Annotated in this window: 13 protein-coding genes; 12 read left to right on the forward strand and 1 reads right to left on the reverse strand. The window is 33.6% G+C overall.

Annotated elements, in window-relative coordinates; translation table 11 throughout:
* Nucleotides 1-271: 271 nt before the first annotated feature.
* The 8 genes from FQV30_RS01670 (at nucleotide 272) to FQV30_RS01705 (ending at nucleotide 19,274) form a co-directional block, all read left to right on the forward strand.
* Nucleotides 272-2,032, forward strand: a complete 1,761-nt coding sequence (locus FQV30_RS01670; RefSeq protein ID WP_146498411.1) for a hypothetical protein — start codon at nucleotides 272-274, stop codon at nucleotides 2,030-2,032.
* 21 nt (nucleotides 2,033-2,053) lie between these two features.
* Nucleotides 2,054-3,586: a hypothetical protein gene (locus FQV30_RS01675; RefSeq protein ID WP_146498412.1), complete on the forward strand. Its 1,533-nt coding sequence runs from the start codon at nucleotides 2,054-2,056 to the stop codon at nucleotides 3,584-3,586.
* A 5-nt stretch (nucleotides 3,587-3,591) separates the two neighbouring features.
* The gene (locus FQV30_RS01680) at nucleotides 3,592-8,799 is read left to right on the forward strand and encodes an ATP-binding protein (RefSeq protein WP_255473278.1); all 5,208 of its coding nucleotides are present in this window, start codon (nucleotides 3,592-3,594) and stop codon (nucleotides 8,797-8,799) included.
* A 3-nt stretch (nucleotides 8,800-8,802) separates the two neighbouring features.
* Nucleotides 8,803-9,624, forward strand: coding sequence for a DUF4007 family protein (locus FQV30_RS01685; protein WP_146498413.1), 822 nt, complete (start codon nucleotides 8,803-8,805; stop codon nucleotides 9,622-9,624).
* 17 nt (nucleotides 9,625-9,641) lie between these two features.
* Entirely contained in the window at nucleotides 9,642-13,901 is a 4,260-nt protein-coding gene (locus tag FQV30_RS01690; protein ID WP_146498414.1) for a hypothetical protein, read from the forward strand.
* Between the two features lie 254 nt (nucleotides 13,902-14,155).
* Nucleotides 14,156-15,037 carry a DUF4007 family protein gene (locus tag FQV30_RS01695; protein WP_146498415.1) on the forward strand — a complete coding sequence of 294 codons (882 nt, stop codon included), beginning with the start codon at nucleotides 14,156-14,158 and terminating at the stop codon, nucleotides 15,035-15,037.
* Nucleotides 15,027-18,458: a hypothetical protein gene (locus FQV30_RS01700; protein ID WP_146498416.1), complete on the forward strand. Its 3,432-nt coding sequence runs from the start codon at nucleotides 15,027-15,029 to the stop codon at nucleotides 18,456-18,458. Before FQV30_RS01695 ends, FQV30_RS01700 begins: the two co-directional genes overlap by 11 nt.
* A gap of 12 nt (nucleotides 18,459-18,470) precedes the next feature.
* Entirely contained in the window at nucleotides 18,471-19,274 is an 804-nt protein-coding gene (locus tag FQV30_RS01705) for a hypothetical protein (protein ID WP_146498417.1), read from the forward strand.
* Nucleotides 19,275-19,350: 76 nt separating this feature from the next.
* Here the strand turns inward: FQV30_RS01705 and FQV30_RS01710 are convergent, their stop codons facing one another.
* Nucleotides 19,351-19,629, reverse strand: a complete 279-nt coding sequence (locus FQV30_RS01710; RefSeq protein ID WP_146498418.1) for a hypothetical protein — start codon at nucleotides 19,627-19,629, stop codon at nucleotides 19,351-19,353.
* Between the two features lie 241 nt (nucleotides 19,630-19,870).
* On the opposite strand from FQV30_RS01710, the gene FQV30_RS01715 reads away from it, so the two are divergent.
* The 4 genes from FQV30_RS01715 to FQV30_RS01730 all read left to right on the forward strand — a co-directional run bounded on the left by FQV30_RS01715 (nucleotide 19,871) and on the right by FQV30_RS01730 (nucleotide 21,831).
* A complete protein-coding gene (locus FQV30_RS01715; RefSeq protein WP_146498419.1) occupies nucleotides 19,871-20,230 on the forward strand; it encodes a DUF4181 domain-containing protein in 360 nt (119 codons plus the stop codon).
* 66 nt (nucleotides 20,231-20,296) lie between these two features.
* Nucleotides 20,297-20,656: a DUF4181 domain-containing protein gene (locus FQV30_RS01720; protein ID WP_146498420.1), complete on the forward strand. Its 360-nt coding sequence runs from the start codon at nucleotides 20,297-20,299 to the stop codon at nucleotides 20,654-20,656.
* Between the two features lie 281 nt (nucleotides 20,657-20,937).
* Entirely contained in the window at nucleotides 20,938-21,354 is a 417-nt protein-coding gene (locus tag FQV30_RS01725; protein ID WP_146498421.1) for a DoxX family protein, read from the forward strand.
* A gap of 171 nt (nucleotides 21,355-21,525) precedes the next feature.
* Complete coding sequence (locus FQV30_RS01730) at nucleotides 21,526-21,831, forward strand: hypothetical protein (protein ID WP_146498422.1); 306 nt, start codon at nucleotides 21,526-21,528, stop codon at nucleotides 21,829-21,831.
* The last annotated feature ends 186 nt before the right edge of the window (nucleotides 21,832-22,017 follow it).

The raw sequence follows: 22,017 nt of genomic DNA on the forward strand, positions 1-22,017 counted from the left end.
AAAATGCCCTAAAGCTAATTTGATAGCTTTAGGGCATTTTCCTATAAAGAAAAAACTTCATGAAAATATCTGTATGAAAAAAATTCAAATAAAGAGGAATAATAATATAAGTTTCATACAAACTTTCTAAATATAATAACTCCAAAAATTAGTTTGAAATATTTTCTTAATTAATTCCCAATTGTTGTTATTTTATTGCGAAGGAAATGGTAATATAGCATTATTATATGTAATTAATTATGAAACTTAACAGGAAAAAGAGGTGCCCTAAATGACTAATCCTTACGTACAATATCTTCAGTCAATGAATAACGCGAGTAGTACTAATGATAATGCTATAGCAGAGTCGCAAATCACAAGTCCATATTATGACCATATTCGTATAGAAAGAGAATTAGGAACTTATTTAATTAAAACCATAAAAGAGAAGCCTTCTGTTATTCTCCTTACCGGACATGCCGGCGATGGAAAAACAGGTTTGCTACATCAAATCTTAAGTACTTTAAATGTTATTCGTTCACAAGATAATTTAAAAATTAAAGATGTTTGCTATATTGAAGAGTTGTCTAGTTTATTACTATATGTAAAAGATATGAGTGAATTAACTTTGCAGGAACAAGTTGCATACCTTAAAGAAGGGTTTGAAGTTAAAGCGCAAGGTGGATCTGCAATTATTATTTCGAATACGGGCCCTTTAATTGAAGCATTCAAAGAATATGAAAAAACCATATCAAGTAATGCGGACTTAGATGCTATTGAAATGGACATTCTGAAAATGATGGATAACAACGGCGGGGAAGCTAAATTTGTTGGACAACATGAAGTTGTGTTGATTAATTTGGCGAGAATAGATAATACAGATTTAGTTCCTAAACTATTTGAAAAAATTCTTCAGCCTGATTTATGGTCACCTTGTCAGACGTGCAGTGTCGCAGGAAGTTGTCCAATATACAATAACTACAATACTATTCGAGAAAATAAAGAATCAGTAATAACGTTTATTGAAGCTTTCTATAGATGGTTGTATGAAACCGACAAACGATTGACTATACGTCAAATTTTGGCGCATTTAACTTATTCCCTCACTGGAAATTTAGATTGTGGAACATTAAGCATTAAAAAAACCGAAGAAAATTTATTTAACTACCATTTTGCAAATTTATTTTTCGGCTATATCGGTACAAAAAGTTCCAGTGATGCTTTGAAAATTAAAGCAATCCAAGAAATTCAATCATTACGTATAGACGAGAAAGAACTTCCGCATAATTATAATATATTTGTAAGAAATGATTTTTCAAAGCTCAAAAAGGAAGTCCGCTATATGTCGGAAAAATTTTGGTTTAATGAAATGCGTTTCTATAATAGAAATTCAAGTAATTTACATTCCGATGAAAAACCTTACTTGTTAAGAAAGGCTATGAGACGGATGCAAGTACTGTTTGGAGAATATTCATATGAAGAACAAGAATTGTTATTAGCAAAAGTCTTTACTCCGATTTTTCCTAAATATCTTAAATTAAGAGAAGAACTAATTAAGAAAAGAGAACTGCGAATTTTAGAAAAAATGGTTGTTCGTGCTTTGAATTTGATTTTAGTTGGTAACATTGAGGGGCTTCAGGCAGAAGAAGTTTTGTATCTTCCTCTCAAGAGAAATGACGTTGATGTTCAAAGTGTTCAACTTTTATTAGGTAAAGTGAATACTACTGAAATATTAGTCGTACAAAAGGAAGTAGAGTCAAAGTTCGATGGAAAAGTCAACTTTTATAAACTTGAAATTAAATTATCGAAAATAGAAGAGTCTTTTCCTCTCTCTTTGCTATTACTAGATTACTTCGATAATATCGCTCGAGGTTCTGTTTCAACAAAGTTAAATCCTTCTTTAACTCATGGAGTAGATAAAATGAAAGCTAAAATTTATAAAGCCTATAAGTTTAAGGAAGAAGCAGAAGAAGTGAAGGTTTTGGTTCAAACATTAAAAGGACCTATATTAGTTAACTTAGAAATTGATGATAACAAAATTTATGTAGATTAAGAAAATTAGGAGGAAGTAAAAATGATTAAGCCCTATCCACCTTTAAAAGATTTAATAATACCTGAGAAAAATCCTCAGACTCAAATATACGGACAAAGACTTTATAAAGATCAAACGCATTATGAATATTTACTTGAGTTTTTAGTCGTTTTTATTTCTAAAAAAAGTGACGCAAATTATGTCGATTCTGATGAAGGATTTTCTTTTTTTGTACCGACTAATGGTAAAAAGCTCGCGTATTTTCCAATTCCTAGGATGGGGCTTAAGCGTTTTATTTTCTTTAATCATAGCGATCAAGAAAAACGTTTTAATATAGATAAGGAAGCAATGGCTACTCACCGCAATTATTTAACAACATTGATTAATGAAAGTAAAAAGAAAGATTATTCTAAAGAATTTGTACTAGATGTTATGCAAGATTTGTTATTTGGATTTAATGCCATAACCGGAAAACGTTCGTGGTCAGCTCAAGCACTTTTACCCTTATCTCCAGAAATGATATTTTGTGAAGCAATTGGAAACAGGGAGACCCGAATTAAACTTGGAAATACTGAAAATAAAAGTTCTGAAAAAAACTGGGTTGAAGTAGATAAAAAATTTAATTTTGATCAGCATGCTTTTATGGCGAGAGGTGGAGAAGTATATTACTTGCATGTAGCTCAATCTCTTCAAAATACTTCTCCTGAATATAAAGAATTAATAACTAGTGGAATAAAAGAAATGCTTACTAGCATCGAACAACTAAGTCACATCTCTACATTCATTCAAAAGCAGTGGGAAGAAATAGTAGATAATCCAAATAACAACGATTTAAATTTTCATTACATTAAAAAAACTGCTGAATTTATACCAGATACTTATCACAAAAGAGGAGAGTTTACTGTAAAGGAAATTTGTAATCTTGTTCGTTGTGAACTAGACCCTTTTGAAAAAATAAAACTTTTTGGGACTCTTATTGTAATACAAATTATTCGTTTAATGACTTTACAAGCAACAGAGACTATAAAAGGTGTAGATTCGCAGGAATGGCTAATTGATTTAACTAATAACTCTAAGAGTCCAATAAGAAAAATTGCTGTAAATTCTTATAGAGAATTGGAAGAAAACATATACAGAGCGGTTCACTATGCTGATATACAAAGTTATATAGATAAAATAAAAAATATGAATGATACTAAGGCTCTTGAAGCGGCTGCTAAAGATACAAATTTGTTAGTGCGACGGTTAGCCAAATCTATAAACTTCGTGATTCCTAACAAGGGGCCAAGCATGCGTTTTAGTTTAAATGAAGATTTAGTAAAGGTACTTGTTTTAACGTTAATTGCACCAGGAGAAAGGTTATTATTTTCAACTTTTTTAAAGAAGTGCTATGAACATTTCAAAATAATTATAGGGGCAAGAGAAGCCGCATACCATTTTCATGAAAAAGAAATAACCCATTTAGTTGACTTTGATGAAAACGAAGCTGCCTTTCAAGAACTATTAAAAGATTGTGGTTTTTTAAGAAATTTGTCTGATGCAACATCTATAGTTGAAAATCCGTTTAAAGGGTGAAAAAAATGCAAGTATATGTGAAGGAATTAATTAATATAGTAAATCAAAAAAATAGTGAGAATCAAAACGCTTCTTTCTTTAGGATTGATCATATTAGCCATCCTGCTATTTATCTAGAGTTAGCAAATATTTTAAACGCTAATGGGGATAATATAATTAAATTATCTCAGGAGAAATATGAAGAATTTATTCAAGAAAATAAATTTGGTCCAGTGCTTCAACAATTAAAAGAAAAAAGTTTTGTTAGTGAGAATCAGCGATTAACAAAATGGCGAAATATCTTTGCAGAAGAGAAGAAAACAATTATTTTATTAGGGACAGAAAGCGTTCAAGATAAAGGGGGACTAGCGGATTTTTATTCTATTACTCCTAAAGATATTGAAAAATCTCTAAATCGTAATTATGCCAAATGGTTTGAAGAATTAATAGATGATAATAAAGGGCAAAAAGATTTAATTAATAATTTATTTGAAGCCATCTTTAAGATTACCCCCATTAACTTACTTCAAGTTAGCGAAATAGTAGAAGATATTAAAGTGGAAGGTTTCTCAGAAGCCGAAGAGATCGTCAATTATGTTTTAAGTAATTTATGGTACTACTTTGAACTGCCTAATATCAAGACAGTAGAAGCGAAAGATATTAGTAAGTTAATGACTAATAAAAAACTGCCTATTCTAGAAAGTGCAGCTAAGTTTATAAGAAGAGAAGAATATAAAGATGGCTTTAGTAGCTCTAAAGAAAATAAAATAAACCAGAAATTTGAAGCTTTTTTAGAAAAAGAAGAATTTGATTTATACCAAGAAGAAATTAAAAACTATTTCCATTCTTATAAACACCTCCAAGAGCAAGTAAGAAATTTCGCTAAAGGCATTAACGTTCAGCAGCTTCGAGAAGAATTTGGACAGTTTGATTTTTATATTTTAAACAAAGTATTGGGCGTTAAAGTACCGGGAGAAGTAATCATTTCTTCTAAAGTTCGAACAGTTAAAGGAAATCCTCTGCATGCCTTTTCAACTATGATAATTGATTATATTCAACAAACAAAAATTGAAAAAGGAATTACTGAAGAAACCAAATTAATTATTAATGTACAAAAAATTTCTTTGGCGGAGGGAATTATAAGAGAGGACCAAGAGAATCGGTGGAAAGAGCTATGTTTAGCAGTTAAAGGAATTATTGAATATTTAAAAAATGAACTAGAAGATATTATTGATGTTGAATATCTGAATCAAAATGATGTATTTGATGTGAATAAATTTGATAATCCCATCCTTGAATTTCCATCAACTAAAAAGGTTTCTAAAATAGACTTCCAAATAAAAGCTGAAGGGTTTGGAGCGCTTAATTTTAGCTGGACCTTCAACCCATATGACTATTGGCTCCAATCATTTTCTTATCTTTCAATATTAGAAGAACAATTAAATGGAAATGATATGCTATTACCTATATTCAGTTCCGATAATTTAGGAAATCTTTTATCGAGCCCAGATGCAGCATCTTTCCATTTCCAACTAAAAGAACATGAAATTAGAGCAAATAATATATTAGCAACTCTAAAACATTTGCAGTCATCAGAAGATATTTTATTTGGCAAATTACTTCGCTTAAGAGAGCCATTTATTAATTTTGTCCATTATATTAATCATGAAGGCTTTTATAACTCTATAAATACTAAATATAGTAACGCAGCGACAACATTCATAAATAAATATACTGAAATTATGAAAGATATTTATGGAAATGTTGAACAGATGAAACAAGTGGAAAAGGACAGTTTATACTTAGTTTCAAATTTGTTTTCTATCGTTTCGGAGGAAGACATAAGTGCAACAGTTGGTAAGATCGAAGGAGCTATTATTCCCCCTTTTCATCCAGCGATGCTTGAAAAAATATTAGACCAACAAGCTTATCAAAGAAAAGGAATCGCTGAAATAATAAAGGAAAGCCTTGAAACTGATGTAATTTCTATCGCAAAGTTAAAGTCGAAATTTGAAAAAATTGAGAGACAATCAACCATTATTTCTGGGGTAGATACTATATTAAGTGTAAACAATTTTAGTCGAATTCCTTCACAAGTTTTAGGGTATTTTGCGACGCACGGATCTAATAGTAAGACTACAATTCTTGACAGTTCAAGTCTTATGAAAATGAATTTAGCAAGTGGAGAAGATAATGAAGAAAAGGATTCTGCCTCAAACTCTGCAAAGGCGAAATTAATTCAATCTCATATTCAGCAATATATTACTACTTTTCCAGCTAATATCGATTCGCTTTCAATAGGATTTGTTAATTTTAATCAGTTGCAACCAGTAATAGAAGGCTTACATGAATTTATAAATTATTATAGAAGTTCTCCGCATGGCGTTAATTTAAGATTAGATATTTTTTCTTCAAAAAATAATTACAAAGCTAAAAACTATATGAGTATGTGGTTAGACAGTGTTTTTACTGAAGATGATAATATTACAATTCAAACTTACTTCAATAAATTTGATTCAACCAGTGTAAATGGATTTGAAGATATTATTGATAGAACTCGTTATGATTTGTTATTCATTGAAAATCTGATGGTTACAAAAGAAATAAAGTATGAAAAAACTGGAGAACAAAATATAAGTCCTAGCGACACTCGATTTCCCATGGTTTTTCATCCGATCCCTACGAGAAATGATGAAACTATAAGAAATATCTCAATAAGTCAAAAACAGTTCCAAGCATCTTTTGCGCATTCTCAATTAGTATTTTGGATTGAAAATCCTTTTGGTGAGAAACAACTATATAGAGTTGAGAAGGTATTAAGTCTTGATAATTCTATTAAAGAATTACTTCCAAAACTACACCAATATTCACAATGGGTAATTTCACTTGATGCAGGATTAGATAAGTCAACATTTGAAAAAGAAAACATAATTAGTTTTTCTACTGGTGAAGGTGCATTTGGCGAATTGAATGTCGCTATTTCAGCTTCTGCGAATATGAAAGAAGACATAGCATTAAGACTGAAAAATCGATTAAAAGCTCTTTTCACCTCATGGAATTTGAATATGTGTGAAGAATCTGCTGAATACATTTTAGAGTCTTCCTCTGCTCTAGATGGAATAAAAGTATTAAAAGCTCTTAACCCTCGAGATTATGAAATTCATAGCTTCTTATCCGGAATTCTAGCAGTCAAAACTTTAAATATTGGTTCTCCTAAACCTCAAACGGTTTTGAAAAGTTTTATATCTTTAGATTCTTATAGTCACTGGTTCAACAATGAACCTAACCGTCCTGACTATTTGCTTCTTGAAATTGAAAAAGATGGTTTAAATGAAGAGAAGCTCATTATAAAAGCAAATTTAGTAGAGTGTAAAATGGGTAAAGAAAATCAAGTGCATATCGATAAAGGTACTCTTCAGCTTAAAAATAGCCTCGAATTTTTAGGCAAGGTATTCAATGGGAAGTCAACTGCAAATGATAGACGATATTGGTACGCTCAGTTATACCGATTGTTAGCATTTTCTCCGGTCCATATTACAGATAATCAAACTACTAAAAGTATTTTGAATCAGAACTTGTTGAAAATACTGGATGGTGAGTTCCAAATCATTTGGGATGCAACCCTTCTTACTTATTGGTTAGACCATAATCAAGAAGAAGTCTCAAAATCAGAAATACTATTAGAAGGCAGCAATGTGAAAATTAATCATAAAGCATATGGTCAGCTTTATATTCAATCGCAGTTGTTACCGCAAAAAGAAAGACAGGAAATTGAGTTCATTGCTCCGATAACTAAGGAATTTGATGCTTTTGCAGATGACGAGGAGAACTATAAAGAAGTTGCAAGAAACCTTGATGAAGATGAGTTACCTATAGAAGAATACGAAATAATCGATGTTAAAACGCCTCAGCTAGTTCTTGGGAATATAAAAACAGAAGTTGGCAATGACCTTTACAAAAATGGATTGAATAAATTCAATCATAATTCTTCACAAGTGGCAGAAGATCAGAAAGAAATGAAAAAGGATGACGATTCATTAATAGATGACTCGAAAGAACACCAAAAACCTGAAGCGGTAATCGAAGAAATAGAAGAACCAGGTCAAAGCCTAGAGTTGATAAGAGTATTGTTGGGCGAAGATAGCCGTACAAAGAAAAAAATATATTGGGAATACGGTCATCCTAAACTCGAAAATCGCCACATTTTAATTTCAGGGAAATCAGGAGTAGGTAAAACTTATTTCATGCAATGCCTGCTATTGGAGTTGGCGAATAACAATATTTCAAGCCTGATTTTTGACTATACGGACGGTTTTAAGAAAAGTAAGTTGGAACCTGAATTTAAGGATTCTTTGGGAGATCGGATAAATCAATTCCATGTTCAAAAAGAAGGTTTTCCGGTAAATCCATTCAAAAAGAATATGAAAGAAATTGATGAAGATGAATTTATGGAAGAAACAGATATTGATGTAGCAGAACGTATCCGAAGTGTATTTAGCGCAGTCTATCCAGGGATGGGAGATCAGCAGGCAAATGCTATATACCGTGCAACTTCTAATGGGTTGAAGAAATACGGCGACAAAATGAGCCTTCAGTATTTGAAATCTGAATTGGAAAACGATAACTCCGCTAATGCAAAAACAGTCCTGTCAAAAATTGAACCTTTAATCGATCGCAATCCGTTTAATATGAAAAAAGAATACGATTGGGAAGAACATCGCACAAAAGACGGTATTGTTTTTGTAGTTCAATTATCAGGATTTGTACGGGAAGTTCAGTTGATTGTTACGGAATTCATTTTATGGGATTTATGGAACTTCAACTTATCTCATGGAGATAAGTCGAAGCCATTCCCTGTTATTTTAGATGAAGCCCAAAACTTGGATCACTCTGAAAAATCCCCAAGTGCCAAAATTTTGACTGAAGGCAGAAAGTTTGGCTGGTCAGGATGGTATGCAACCCAATTCATGCAGGGGCAGATGGCGAAAGACGAAATACGACGCTTGCAAAATGCCGGTCAAAAAGTATACTTCTCTCCACCTGAATCGGAAATAAATGATATGGCAAGCTTTTTGAGTACGGACCTTTCTGAAAGAAAAGACTGGGCCAACAAACTATCTAAAATCGGAAAAGGTCAATGTATAGTTTCAGGACCTATGCTGAAAGAAAATGGAGAACTTCAATATGGAAGACCAGCTATTATTGATGTCACCCCATTAAAAGAAAGGGTTTAATAAATGGAATACCAGTTAAATTTTCATCAGACATTTGCACCGGAAACAGAAGCACTCGCACAATTGCTGCGGGTCGCTTCTGCTAATAATGAGTACCATACTAAAGAAGAGATTTCTTCGCTGACGATGATTCCTACCGGTGAAAGTTCAGGAAAAGTGGTTCCTCATATTTATTATGCAACAGCCATGAATCTTATTAATTTTGATAAAAAAGAAAATAAGTATTCACTTTCATTGACAGCCCTAGGAGAAGTTATTTACGAAGAAGATCCATTTCTAACTGAAGATTTATCAAAAATTATTTGTCACTATGAAGTTGCGAATAAGTATGCACCAACAATATTATGGTCATATTTATTTAATCGATATATTCCACTAAGTGGAAATATATTTTCGCAAAACAGTTTATCTAATGCAGTTACTCGAGAATTTGAAAGTGCAAAAGTAAATCTTTCACCTTTAAGATCTTTTTATACGGCTGAGAGATCTTTTGCGAGTTTAAATATTTTAAGCATTGATGGCGAAGAATTCACCATTTTACCGCATCCTATAAACCGTGTTTACCGCTACGTCTATGCATACTTGCTTCTAAAGAATTGGGAAGCACAATTGCCAAAGCAATCAGAAATTACTTTTACTGATCTTACTGATGCTTTAGGTTTTGGCAACCCATTTGTCTGGAATGAACATACTGTTATGGAGGTCTTGGAATTGCTCCAAGATCAAGGGGTAATTGTCGTAAACAGGCAACTATCGCCCATAACTATTATCAAGCAAGTTTCTGCTAATTATTGTCTAAGTAAGTTATATGACTTTTTAATTTAAGTAAGGTGGGTGATGGCATGCATCAATTAAAAGACGTTTTAAGATTTAAGAAAGAATTATATTTTAATGGAGCAGTTCAGGTAGATTGGTTTTATAACAAACAAAAACAAAGCGAAATTGCCAAGAGTTTTGTATTCCATGGACCAGAATATTTTGGTGTGGCAGAAAATGATATTGCATTTAAATCTCATCGTTTAATAGATACAGCAACTTTCACCAATATATTGGCTAATAAATTATATGATGAAAGTCCATTATCGAATTTCTTCATGACAATTGCGCCTTATGGAACAGGTAAATCGCATTTAGCTGTGACTCTTGCCAGTCTGTTTAGTGGAGATGTGCAAGGACAGAGAAACGTTCTATCTAACTTAAAAAGTATAGACTCTAAAATTGCTAAAGAACTTTCCACTTACACTTTAAAACCAAACTTAGTGCTAGTTTTGAATGGCATGAAAGACTTTAACTTAAATTATGAGATATTAAATGCAACTCAAAAAACCTTGGATATTAATGGAGTAGATGGAGAATTCCTTAAAGATTTAACGAAATCTTATGATATTGCACGTAATTTCGTTTCCAATACTTTTGGGAACTATGAAAAGTTATATGAGAAATATAGTGAAGAATTACTAAATAAAGTGCCCTTTAATGTATTAAAAGAATATTTGATGGAAAATATACTGCAGGAATCAAATGTTTTCGAAGTAGTCAACAAAGTTTATTTTGACATTAACGGTACATATATAAGATGGGACGAAGGAGTCTCTGCAGGCGATGTATTGACTAAAATAGCGGATGCCTTATGTGGTGAAAGAGCTCCATTTAATAAGGTGGTTGTATTTTTCGATGAATTTGGACGGTATATTGAGTTCGCTTCATCTTATCCAACTCGTGCTGGAGATTCAGCATTACAGCAAATTTATGAAGCGGTTCAAGATAGCGATGATAAGATTGTCTTTGTAGGATTTATACAATCCGACTTGAAATCATATCTCACTCGTGTGGATCGGACTGCTAATATTAACCGTTATATAGGACGATATGAAGCGAGTGAAAAAGTTCATTTATCATCTAATCTAGAGACCATCTTTGCCAATTTAATAGAGCGAAAAAATCAAAGTGTTTTTAAAGAATTAGTGGTTAATAAAATAGATAATCAAATTAACGATTGGGTCTCATACCATAAAGATTTCTTGGCATGGGCTCCTCAAGCTGAAATTTCAAGTGTCTGGGGAGATTTTGAGCACTTTAAAAAAGTAGTCTTAGAAGGCATTTACCCTCTTCATCCAATGACGTCATGGATGCTATCTAATCTTTCTTCTTGGTTGCAGCAACGTTCTTCTTTAACTTTCTTGGAACGCCAAATTGAATTTGAAGGGGAAAAAGAGTTAAAAGAGTTTGGAGATTTGATAAGTGTACCCGCTACTCGAATTATTCGAACAGAATTTTTCAACGAATTGCTTTCAGCTGAACAAGAGGGGCGTAAGCAAAGTGAATACGCGATTTTATATAATCAAATTTTATCAAAATATGATGATAAGTTTGATGAGCGTCAAAGAGAAGTGCTGGCAGCAAACTTAATATTACGTATCGGCCGTTTTAAGACAAGAAGTGCAACAGATGCTAAGAAAGCTTTGGCATATGCATCAAACCTTTCAATTAAAGAAATAGAGACTGCAGTAGAGCAGCTAGAAGGGAACTTTGGTGTAATCAGCTTTGATGAAAGTGCCAATGTTTACGACTTTGTTGCTGATGCGATTGGCATAAATGATTTTAAACGACTTGTTAATAAGAAAAAAAGTAAGCTGGAATTGGATTTGTCTTTAGTATTTGATAATGGATTGGATGAGATTTTACCGCTGGATAAACAAGAAACTGCATTTGGTGGACACCATTTTATTAAAACAACAGAATGGCAATTTACTCAAAAAATTGTCCATATCAAAGATGTAAATTTAAGGTTTTTAACACAGCTTAAACAAGAATGGAAAGAGTCGGTTGCACCAGATATGCCGAAAGGGCGCTTGGTTTGGATTTATCTTCCGTCTGATATTAGTGATGAAAAATTAAAAAGCATTAAAGATGTTTTGAGAAAAGAAAAATTCAATGAAGCTCCGATAGCTTTTTGTATATTAGATGACAAAGATAATAAATTTTATGAAGCTATTCAAGATTATCAAATTACAAATCTCTTTACCGCTCCGGAAAAAGAAATGTACGCTCGATTCATAGCTGACTTTAGATTGAAAGTCAGCACTATTTTAACTGATTCTTATAACGAATTAGCGACAAAAAGATTAGTTTTAACAGCTGAAGGAATTGAAAAAATTTCTATGCGTCCGAGTAAGTACATGGAGAAACTTTTTATGGAACTATACAGCCGTGTAATTCCTTTTCCATTCACTGAATTCTCTTTAAAACTATTATCAAAAGGAAAAAAGAATTTATCTCGTATAGGTCGTTTAGTGCTGTCAGAAGCTATCTTCCAATTGATTCATTCAGAAACAACAGAAATTAGAAATCGGGTTGAAGACTTGCTTTTTGAGAAAAAAGCTGGTTCATGGGGAGTATTCAACGGAGATTACCAGATGATTTCTCCAACTAATCCGCGTGTATTGTATATTTTCAATGAATGGGATGAGATTCTTGAAAAAGAAGGGAAAATGGATATCCAAAATATTTTTGACCGATATCAAATCCCTCCATTTGGAATAAATGATTACGCATTAGCCTTGCTTGTAACTGTATATATAGTGCAGCGCAAAGTAGAAACTCGGTTAAACGTGAACAATACACGATTGAAGTTAGAAGAGTGGAGTAAGTTGGTTTTCTTAGATAAGAATGTAGATTTTAAATCTTTGTTTTCAACAGTAGTAGTGCGAATCAATCCAGATGAATCTGCTAGCCGGTATTTAACTTTGTTCAAGAAAGTGAATCAAAATAATGACGTAATGATTGCGAATCAACTTTTTAATGAGTACGAAAAATTAAAAATTGAAGAAGACATTCCTGCTGATTTAGAAGATAAAGTGGCACATTTAGAGTATCTCTTAAAAGAAGGGCAGAGACTTTACAATAATACGATTCGTAAATTTGGTAAACTTCGTGCCGATATAGGTGAAGCCACAAGAAAAACTGATGATTTCAAGTTGCTGTTTGAAATATTAGAGACTGTAGAAAATATACAGGGACAAGTAGAAGATTCTGAGAAATATGTATATAACATTGCTCAAATAGAAGAGGCAAGGAAAATTGAAGAACGTTGCCATAACTATATTAAAGATACATTTCCTACTTTTATTAAGGAGTTAAAGTGTCAAAGCCTTGGACAAGCTAGTGCTTTCGAGAAGTGGATATACAAAATTATTGAGTCCTTAAATAAGTATGAGTATTTATCAGAAGCACGGCAATTAAAAAGCCGAAAAGATGTAATACTAGACAACTTAAATGAAAGCCGTAAAACTAGAGAAATTGAAGATACCATTAATCAGTTTGCTAGAAAAAATGCTCCTTCTATCTCTCTTGGATACCAAAAATTAGTTCAGATTAAAGAAGAAGGTTCTAAGAATATAGAGTTTGTAAACAAAAGTAAAGTTGATAATAAAATTAAACAAGAATTGCATCAAATAATAGAAGGTGTTTTACAAAAAACAGACAACTGCCTTAAAAAATTAAATGCAGAAGTAGGAGAAATTTATGATGCCATTTACGATTTATCAACAGTAGATGAGTGTGAAAATTTCTTTATCAAAGTAAAACAAATTCTGAATAAAGAAATACGAGAAGAAGATCGCGAAGGAATAGAAGAAGCTGCAAACAATTTACAAAACTTTTTGAATGATATCCAGGGAGTTCACGATATTAAAGAGAATCGCGAAGCTCTTTTAATGGAAATGGAAGCTTTAGAAAACAAATGGTTGAATATTGAATCTGAAATTGATTTTTCGGTTGTTCTAGAGAATTATAAAAACAGTTTAATAATACGCTTAGATGAACAAGCTGAAAAGTGGAAAGCAAAATATATTATTAGTGAAAATGATTTAAATTCTTGGGATGTTAAGCAATGTTCAACATGGCTGCAGCATACAAATGTAATTCCTCTTTATCTAACAGATGAATTGATTCAAGAAGCGAATGAATTAGATCATAAAATTCAAAAACGATTAAGTGAGTTAAGTGTAGACGCAGTAATTGGTTTATTCTTCGGCTTAACAAAAGAGCAACAAGAAATTGCTTTACAAAAAATGAAAGAAGTTATAGAAGTTCCTCAATAATTGAAGAGAATTTAATTTTAGTATTAATAAATAGCAGTAATTTAGTAAGACCATTTTTGTTATAACATGGTAAAATTATTAAAGTACTTAAAGGCGATAAACAACTAAGGTTTTTTAAAAAAGGTCGTTACAAGAAACGAAAGTTAATAAGTACATGTATTTTAATAAAAAATTCAAAGAAAAAAGACTCTAAGTCTTTTTTCTTTGATGTGAATTTTACTGGAGGCTAACTCCAATGAAAGAAGGTAAGGTAAATGGGTTATAGTCAACATCAAAGTTTTTATTTGCGTGATAGATGGCTTAGTAAAGCTATCAAAAACGTAGAGGTAAATAATTCCTTTTTCTTTGAAAAAGACGCTTTTGAAAAAATGGGATTAGGGAAGAACATGGTTCAATCGTTGAAGCATTGGATAATAGCAACGAAATTATTTGAGGAAGTCCGAGACAATAATCAAAAATACCATCAAATCACTTCCATAGGTAAGTTCATAAAGGAAAAAGATCGCGCTATCAAATATTTTAATACTGCAGGATTGTTGCATCACTCTTTAGGTACAAATAGAGATATCAGCACTACTTGGTATTGGTTTTTCAATGTATACACGGAAACTGCTTTTACTCGGGAAGACGTTTTAGCTGAGCTTACTAACTGGGTTCAGAAACGTGAAAAACGTGTTATTTCCGAAAACTCTTTAAAACGAGATATTGATTGCTTAATCAAGGTCTACACAAGTGGCGGAAGTTCTGCAGATCCTGAGGAAGTCATATTAAGCCCATTATATAAACTAAACTTATTAGAAGAACGTAATGGAATTATTTATAAAAAAGAAGCGAAAATGGATGAAGGCAACTTGTTATTAGTAGGCTATACGTTGCTTAAATATATGCAAGGGCGAAATTTAAGTGCCATCAGCATCGATGATTTGGTACATAAAGAAGAGTTGTTAGGAAAGTTATTTAATATGAAGAGATCTTCGATTGTAAACTTAATCAGTATGTGGACAGAGCATCCGGAATATCCAGCAGTTTTTACAAGAACTAATAATTTGGATACCCTGCGTCTTCCTGAAGTCTCTCCGGAAGAATTTATTTATTATGAGCATGAACGAAAGGTAGAAAAAGTTTATGATTACTGAAAGCAAAAAAGCATTCACTACCAGTATCAACTTGAAGTTTGACATTGGAAACAAGGAATTTGTTCAACGCTACTTGCCTACCCCTTCTCATGCAGAATTTTTGAAAGGCATTATTGGAGGGTTCCTGGGTGAAAGAAAAAATAATGCCCACATTATGATAGGACCTTACGGAAGCGGCAAATCATTAGCAGCCACTATTGTAGCGGATATTTTCTCCAGAAGTATTAATGACCAAGACTTTGAAAAATTGATAGACAAGTTTAAAGATGTGGATCAGGAAATTTTTGAAAAACTGAATGCAGCTAAGCAATCGAATGCATTATTTATTCCAGTAGTCCTTTCAGGGAATGAAGGTCCGTTTAACAGGACAATCATAAATTCTATTGTTAAGTCAGTGAAAAGTGCAGGCTTCCAGATAGATGTTCCTGGAGAAGTTGAAGAGATTCATGGTGTATTGAAAAACTGGGAATCAGCATTTCCGAAAACTCTTAGCCTGTTTAAAAAATCCCTAAAGAACCGTGGCTATACATTGATTCAATGGAAAAAAGAACTCAATGACAATAACCAAAAAGAAATTAAGTGGTTTATGGAAGAATATTCAGTCTTGAGTGCAGGTGCAAAGTTTCAGGTAGAGCATGAAACTAATTTTATAGATAAAATCACTCATATTATTGCTCAATTAAAAGAAAATAACATTAAAATTTTCATTGCATACGATGAATTTGGTCGCTTCCTTCAGTCACTGGAAATGTCACAAATTTATAAAACAATGCAAGATTTGCAGGATTTAGCAGAAGTGGCTGGCCGGAGTGAGAACACCCTTCAACTTTTGCTTATATCGCATAAAAACATGTCACAATACATGCTGGGGCACAATGAGGAATTTAAAGCGGAATTCCAAAGAATTGAAAAGCGATTCAAAACTTATTTTGTAGAAAGCGATAAAGCCACTTTTTACCGTATTGCTCAGGAATACACAAAAAATATGCAAAAAGAGTTAATGTTACTAAATCTTGAATCAGCGGATTCCAAGTGGATTTTAAAAAGATATAATTTGTTCAGCGAATTGAATCATCAGGAAACTGAAAAGTTAATTATAGAAGGTTCGTATCCTTTACATCCGCTGGCATTATTTTTGTTGCCGAGACTATCCAATGTTTTTGGACAAAATGAGCGGACACTCTTTACTTTCCTTGAGAGCGAAGAAACAGGCGGTTTGACTAACTTCGTAGCAAAGCATAAAGAGGGGATGTACTACCCTCATATGCTTTTTGATTACTTCTTTCAAAATTCGATCAATGAATTTCTGGGAGATGAATCTTTCGGGGCTTTGAAAACCTTCGCTAAAATTACCAGCAAAATGAGAACAACCAAGCAGAACAAAGGGCAAATGGATTTGCTGAAACTAATTACTCTATGGGAATTATCGAGCGCAACCAATGTCGTGAAGTTGAATGATGAGTTATTAATGTTTGGAACTGGTCAAAATTTAGACGAGTTGAAGTTAAACTTAGATCGGTTGGTTCAGCAAAAAATGCTGCGTTTTAATCGGATTCTTGGCCAGTGGGAACTTAATGAAGGCAGCTCTGTTTTGGTTGATGAGCTGTTGAATGAAGAAAGAACAATATTAAAAGTCAATAATGAAAATCGTTTAGATGCATTGAAAAGCCTTCTTGAAAAGAAATTTTATCTTGCAACAGATTATAACGACGAAATAAATATCACTCGTTTTATGCAAGTTAATATCCTGACGTCAGAACAATTATTAGAAGAAGGTTTTATAGAAAAAATAAAATATGATGCAGATGGTTATATTTACTATGTAATTCCTGCTGATGAAATGTCTTATTCAAAATCCATTTCGGCAATCGCTTCTATTAAAGACAAACGTATAATTTTCTCAGTCACTGATAGAGAGCTTAAATCCGTTCGAACTTCTTTAGATAGACTAATTGGTTTGGAATCTATTTATTTAAATAAAAAGATACTTTCTGAACATAATCGCTTAGAGGAAGAAATTAGTGTGCTGCTGGCCGAAACTCAATTTGAGATCAGAGAATTTCTAAAGGAATTTGAAAACTTCCAGGAGAATATAAAGTGGTTCTATGAGGGAGCCCAACTAATCGTAAATCACCAAGTTCAATTAGAAAATAAGATAAGCGAAATAATGTATGAAATGTACCCTTACACTCCTGAAATCAGAAATGATTCTATAAACAGAAGAAATTTAAATGGGATGCAAACTAAGGCAATGTATACGGTGCTGAACAATGTCATTAAGAATCCGAATTTCGAACGGCTGGGAATTGAAGGACAGGGACCAGATTATTTAATCTATGCCACTGTTTTTAAAAACAACAATCTTGATGTAAGTAATTTAAACCAAGTTACTTATGAACCCTATAGAATACTCAGACAGTCATTACTAGGTTTTATTAACAATAATAAAGAAGCATCTATGCTGGATTTAGAAAACATTTTCACTTCTCATCCTTTTGGTATTCGTAAGCCGCTCATTCCTTTGTTGTTTGCCGGCCTATTGAGAGACATTTGGGAACAGCTGATGTTTTACAGAAACGGCATGTATGTTACAGCAGTAGATGCAGATAAATTATATGGGATGTTTAATGAGCCAGCAGAATATCAGTTTGTTTTCAATGACTATTCACCAGAATTTCTAAGCTTCGTTAAAGGCGTACAAAAGATATTCCAGCCTTTTGAAAGCGAGTATGTACAAGAACAAACAATTGTTATCAAAGCAAGCAGCGGCATATTAAATTGGTTAAGGCAGTTGCCGCGCCATACTCAAACCACTGATAAAATGGACAATAATTTATTGGAATTTAAAAATATGGTCAGAAAAATTGAAGTGAATCCGATTAATAGCTTGGAGAAGTTACAAGAAACATTTGGAAAACCTGAAGTGTTGGTAGATATGAAAGCTCAATTAGAAGACCATTTCGTGCAATTTGAAGTTCAAGTTATTGATAAGTTATTTAAATCCTTTGATGTAAATTCAATAGAAGAATTAGCGGAGAAACGAAAAAACTTTTCTGCAGACCTTGGAAAACGAAACCAGCTGCTAAAATCTATCGATATCGAAGCTGATAATTTTATTCAAAACTTTGCTCTTAGCTACACGGGGGTTGAACTAGGAAATTGGTCAGACACAACATTTGATTTATTTGAACGACAGATGCAGAATGATTATAGGGATATGGAAATGTCTTCCGATGACAGTAATAAGATTCTGCTAGGCTATGGAGATTCACAAAAGTCTATCAAAAAAGTAGAACTATCTAACAAAGCGAAGACAGTATATGAAAATGTAAACCGGATTATCAATAATGCGGGAAGAAGTGTTCCTAGAGAAGAAATAGAATATCTTGTCTTTAAGTTATTGGATGAGTATATAGAGTAAGTAGGAGGGGTTATGGTGGAAAGAAAAAAAGTGCACGTTGCTATGTATAGCGGCGGAGCTTCTAGCGCATATGTCGCTTATCAAATGGTACAAGCCCACGGGAAAGAAAATTGTATCTTATTCTTTACCAATACCCTTTGGGAAGATGAAGATAATTATCGATTCATGTACGAAGTGGCTGATTATATTGGGGTAGAAATTACCGAGCGAGTAGACGGTAGAACTCCAGAAGAAGTCTTTTATGACTATCGCTTTTTAGGGAATTCGCGTTTAGCTAAATGTTCGGAGGAATTGAAAGTTCAACAGACTATTGTGTTCCTAGAAGAATTAAGAGATCTTCATAATTTAGAACCTGTTCTATACTTTGGAATTGGGCCGCACGAAACTCATCGATCTGATAATTTAAGAGAGTTTTATGCCCACCGCCCATTAGAGCCGATTGAAACTAGATTTCCAATGATTGAAACTTTTAGAGAAGACATTGATGTAAAATCAATTATTGAAGAAGAATGGGGCATTAAACTTCCAAGAATGTATGCAATGGGATTCTCACATGCAAACTGTGGTGGACGCTGCGTACGTGGAGGTTTCCAGCACTATGCGCAACTTTACAAAGTATGGCCTGAACGTTACGCGTTACAAGAGGAAATGGAAGAGAACTTTAGAAGAGATTTTGAAAAAAACGTTTCAATTCTCAAAAAAGATGGCGGGCCATATACTTTGCGAGAATATCGCGAACGTATGGATAGAGAAGGCATCGAAAACTTTTTAAAGATTCCCGATGAAACAGTCCCTTGTGTCTGCTCATTCTCCTAAACCTACTTAAAATTATAAAAAACTTGAAAGCCAGCAGAGTTCATTTAATTCTGGTTTTCAAGTTTTTTTATGTAATTTATTGATGAAAATTTCTAATCCCCCAATATCCTTTGCCTTTTTCCTCTACAGGATAGAATAAATCATGCTCATCTCCAATAGAACCTTTAAAAATATCACAATCACTAGAATGCAAGTAGATATGCTTTCTTATTTGTGATTTCCAATCAACATAGGAATCAAGATCAATCATATTGCGTTTTTCTATAGTGGAGTATATCTCTTCAAGAGTACCTTTGCCATTAAGCGAAACTAGCGTATGCATAATTTCTTCAAGCCATTTTCCCTGTGCTTTCATATTGGTCTCCTTCAATTTTCTATTAAATATAACCTAGTCAACGTTAATAATTAATATCTAAAAATATCAAGAAGTATACATAAAAATCTTTAATAAAAGCTAGAAATAAATTTTAATATTGACTAAGGTTGTTTATCTTGCTGGAATACTGCAAAAGTTTTTTTAGACTTGTAGTTTTATTATTTGGAACTTCCATCCAATCCATACGTAAAAAGAATATAGAGGAAAGGAGGAATGCACAATGCAAACAATAATTCTCATAGCCGCTATCTTTTTACTGTTTTTCATCATAGATAAACTCCTAAGAAAATGGTTCAAGGCCGAAAAAGCGAAGTTCAAGGACTCTCCTGCCAAAGAAATCAATCGGCGGGGAGAAAGGGTTATTTTTATACTTGCGCTGTGCTGTCTTCCTTTTGTGGTGATGAGCGAGGCTCCCGCTTGGCTTATGTGGTTCCTTATTGGAAGCATCATTGTGCAAAACTTCTTTCAAGCTTATATGCAGTGGAAATACGCAAGAGAAGCCCGGGAGCATTTGGTGACGCTTTCTCTTATCCCGGTTGGAGTGGCGGCAATGTTTGCCTTTGCTTTTCTCATATGGTGATAGTAGAAAGGGTTGTTATGAAGTACAAGAAGCAAGCCGATATTGACAAGCACTGGAGGAAACCCCATGGAAATTGTTATCATACTCATCCTGCTCACTATAGGGCTTTTCATCTTTGAAAAACTCATGCGAAAATGGCTGAATATCGAGAAAGTGGAACTGTCGGAAACTCCCGCAGCAAATATCGACCGGTGGGGCCGGGGCGTTATTTTGGTGCTCGCCCTATGCACCATCCCCCTCAGCGCGGGCGCCGAGGAGATGGAGCGGATGATCTGGTTTTTTGTTGTCTATCTTTTCGTTTTGAATCTCTTTCAGGCTTATTTGCAGTGGAAGTACATAAAAGGATCGAAAGAATACTGGGTGACGCTTGCGTCTCTTCCGATCGGCATCGGGGCTTTTCTTTCGATCATTTTCTTCTATTACTGAACAACCTCCGTGAATACGATGGAAAGAAAATAGCTGAACTGAATTGGCTTGGTCCTTTTCAAAGTTGAGTAACGGTACGCAAGATGGAATTGTGGCATTCAAGAACATTTAATCTTGGATAAAAAATGATTAATATCTATAGATAATCGGTTCTTTTGAGTTCTTTATATTAAAACAGCTATTATTAACTAATTTTTATGTATAATTATGTAATTTTAACAAATAAAAAGTATTATTATAGTTTATAATGTATTACAAATAATAAAGATGGAGGTTTTATAGTGCAAGAGAAGCTAGCAGGCTATCCAATTTTTCTGCAAAATATCTTTCGGGTAAGTTTAACGGTTATGATTGCTTTTGTTATGTTTTCCCACGGAACTCAAAAGTTATTTGGGTGGTTTGGAGGAATGGGAATTCAAAAAACTGCTGATGTGTTTGCAAGTTTGGGTTTAACTCCTGCACAGCCGATGGTTATATTGGCTGGTGTGTTTGAGCTCATCTTTGCCTTAGGTATACTAATTCCCAAAACAAGAATAGTGGCTGGATTGGGAATGGTTCTGTTCATGGCTTTTGCTGGAATCCAGTCTTATGAAGGAAAATGGTTTCAATTTGGCGGTTACGGATGGGAATTCGCCCTTTTATTCATTTTATCAACTTTCGTAATCATAACCTTGCAGGTCAATGAAAAAACTCGTTAAGAAATATCGCTTTCGATACCTGTAAATAAAAGCATTATAAGCGCATGAAAAATGCTTAAGAATACATACTCCAATTTCTTATATCTATTTTTCGTTTAGTATAACCAGCTTTCTCTTTCTTAGAAGAGTCAAGGGTGAAAAACAAATAATTCGACCAAAGCGAGGGATCAGATGAAAAAAGCATGGCTCTTCCATAATGGCATAGCGGTTCTAATCCTTGCCGTTTTGATCGTGCTGGATTATGTCGTAAATATCGTTATAGACGGCTCCGGCATTAACACAAGTTTTACGGAGCTTGCAATCTATTTCTGCGGCTTCCATATTTTGATTGCCATGCCCATCTGGCTGGTTGTCCTGCTGATTTGCCGGGCGCGGATGAACAAGAAAACTGTTGGGATGGGGTTGGGGTTGTTTTTGCTTTTCCTCGGACTGGCCGTTTACCCGGTTGTCACCGTAATCGGCTATACGGCTTATTAGCATCGCACCTGAAAAAAGAATAACGAGCAATGGACCGCCTTTCCGGGCGGTTCTTTTTTTATGCAGGAAGTTGTCTAAACTGTTTGACTATTATTTTTGCGGGAAGTTATTATAATAGAGCAGCTGCACCCTTCGGGAAGCTGGGATACGATTTTGGGTTGGAAACAGGGGAAAAGCAAGGCGCAA

The organism is Planomicrobium sp. CPCC 101110, from assembly GCF_007859395.1.
In the GTDB taxonomy this organism is placed as follows: Bacteria; Bacillota; Bacilli; order Bacillales_A; family Planococcaceae; genus Planococcus.

Coding starts and splice junctions, on each gene's coding strand:
- FQV30_RS01670 (WP_146498411.1), top strand. CDS start 272: ATGACTAATCCTTACGTACAATATCTTCAGTCAATGAATAACGCGAGT.
- FQV30_RS01675 (WP_146498412.1), top strand. CDS start 2,054: ATGATTAAGCCCTATCCACCTTTAAAAGATTTAATAATACCTGAGAAA.
- FQV30_RS01680 (WP_255473278.1), top strand. CDS start 3,592: ATGCAAGTATATGTGAAGGAATTAATTAATATAGTAAATCAAAAAAAT.
- FQV30_RS01685 (WP_146498413.1), top strand. CDS start 8,803: ATGGAATACCAGTTAAATTTTCATCAGACATTTGCACCGGAAACAGAA.
- FQV30_RS01690 (WP_146498414.1), top strand. CDS start 9,642: ATGCATCAATTAAAAGACGTTTTAAGATTTAAGAAAGAATTATATTTT.
- FQV30_RS01695 (WP_146498415.1), top strand. CDS start 14,156: ATGGGTTATAGTCAACATCAAAGTTTTTATTTGCGTGATAGATGGCTT.
- FQV30_RS01700 (WP_146498416.1), top strand. CDS start 15,027: ATGATTACTGAAAGCAAAAAAGCATTCACTACCAGTATCAACTTGAAG.
- FQV30_RS01705 (WP_146498417.1), top strand. CDS start 18,471: ATGGTGGAAAGAAAAAAAGTGCACGTTGCTATGTATAGCGGCGGAGCT.
- FQV30_RS01710 (WP_146498418.1), bottom strand. CDS start 19,629: ATGAAAGCACAGGGAAAATGGCTTGAAGAAATTATGCATACGCTAGTT.
- FQV30_RS01715 (WP_146498419.1), top strand. CDS start 19,871: ATGCAAACAATAATTCTCATAGCCGCTATCTTTTTACTGTTTTTCATC.
- FQV30_RS01720 (WP_146498420.1), top strand. CDS start 20,297: ATGGAAATTGTTATCATACTCATCCTGCTCACTATAGGGCTTTTCATC.
- FQV30_RS01730 (WP_146498422.1), top strand. CDS start 21,526: ATGAAAAAAGCATGGCTCTTCCATAATGGCATAGCGGTTCTAATCCTT.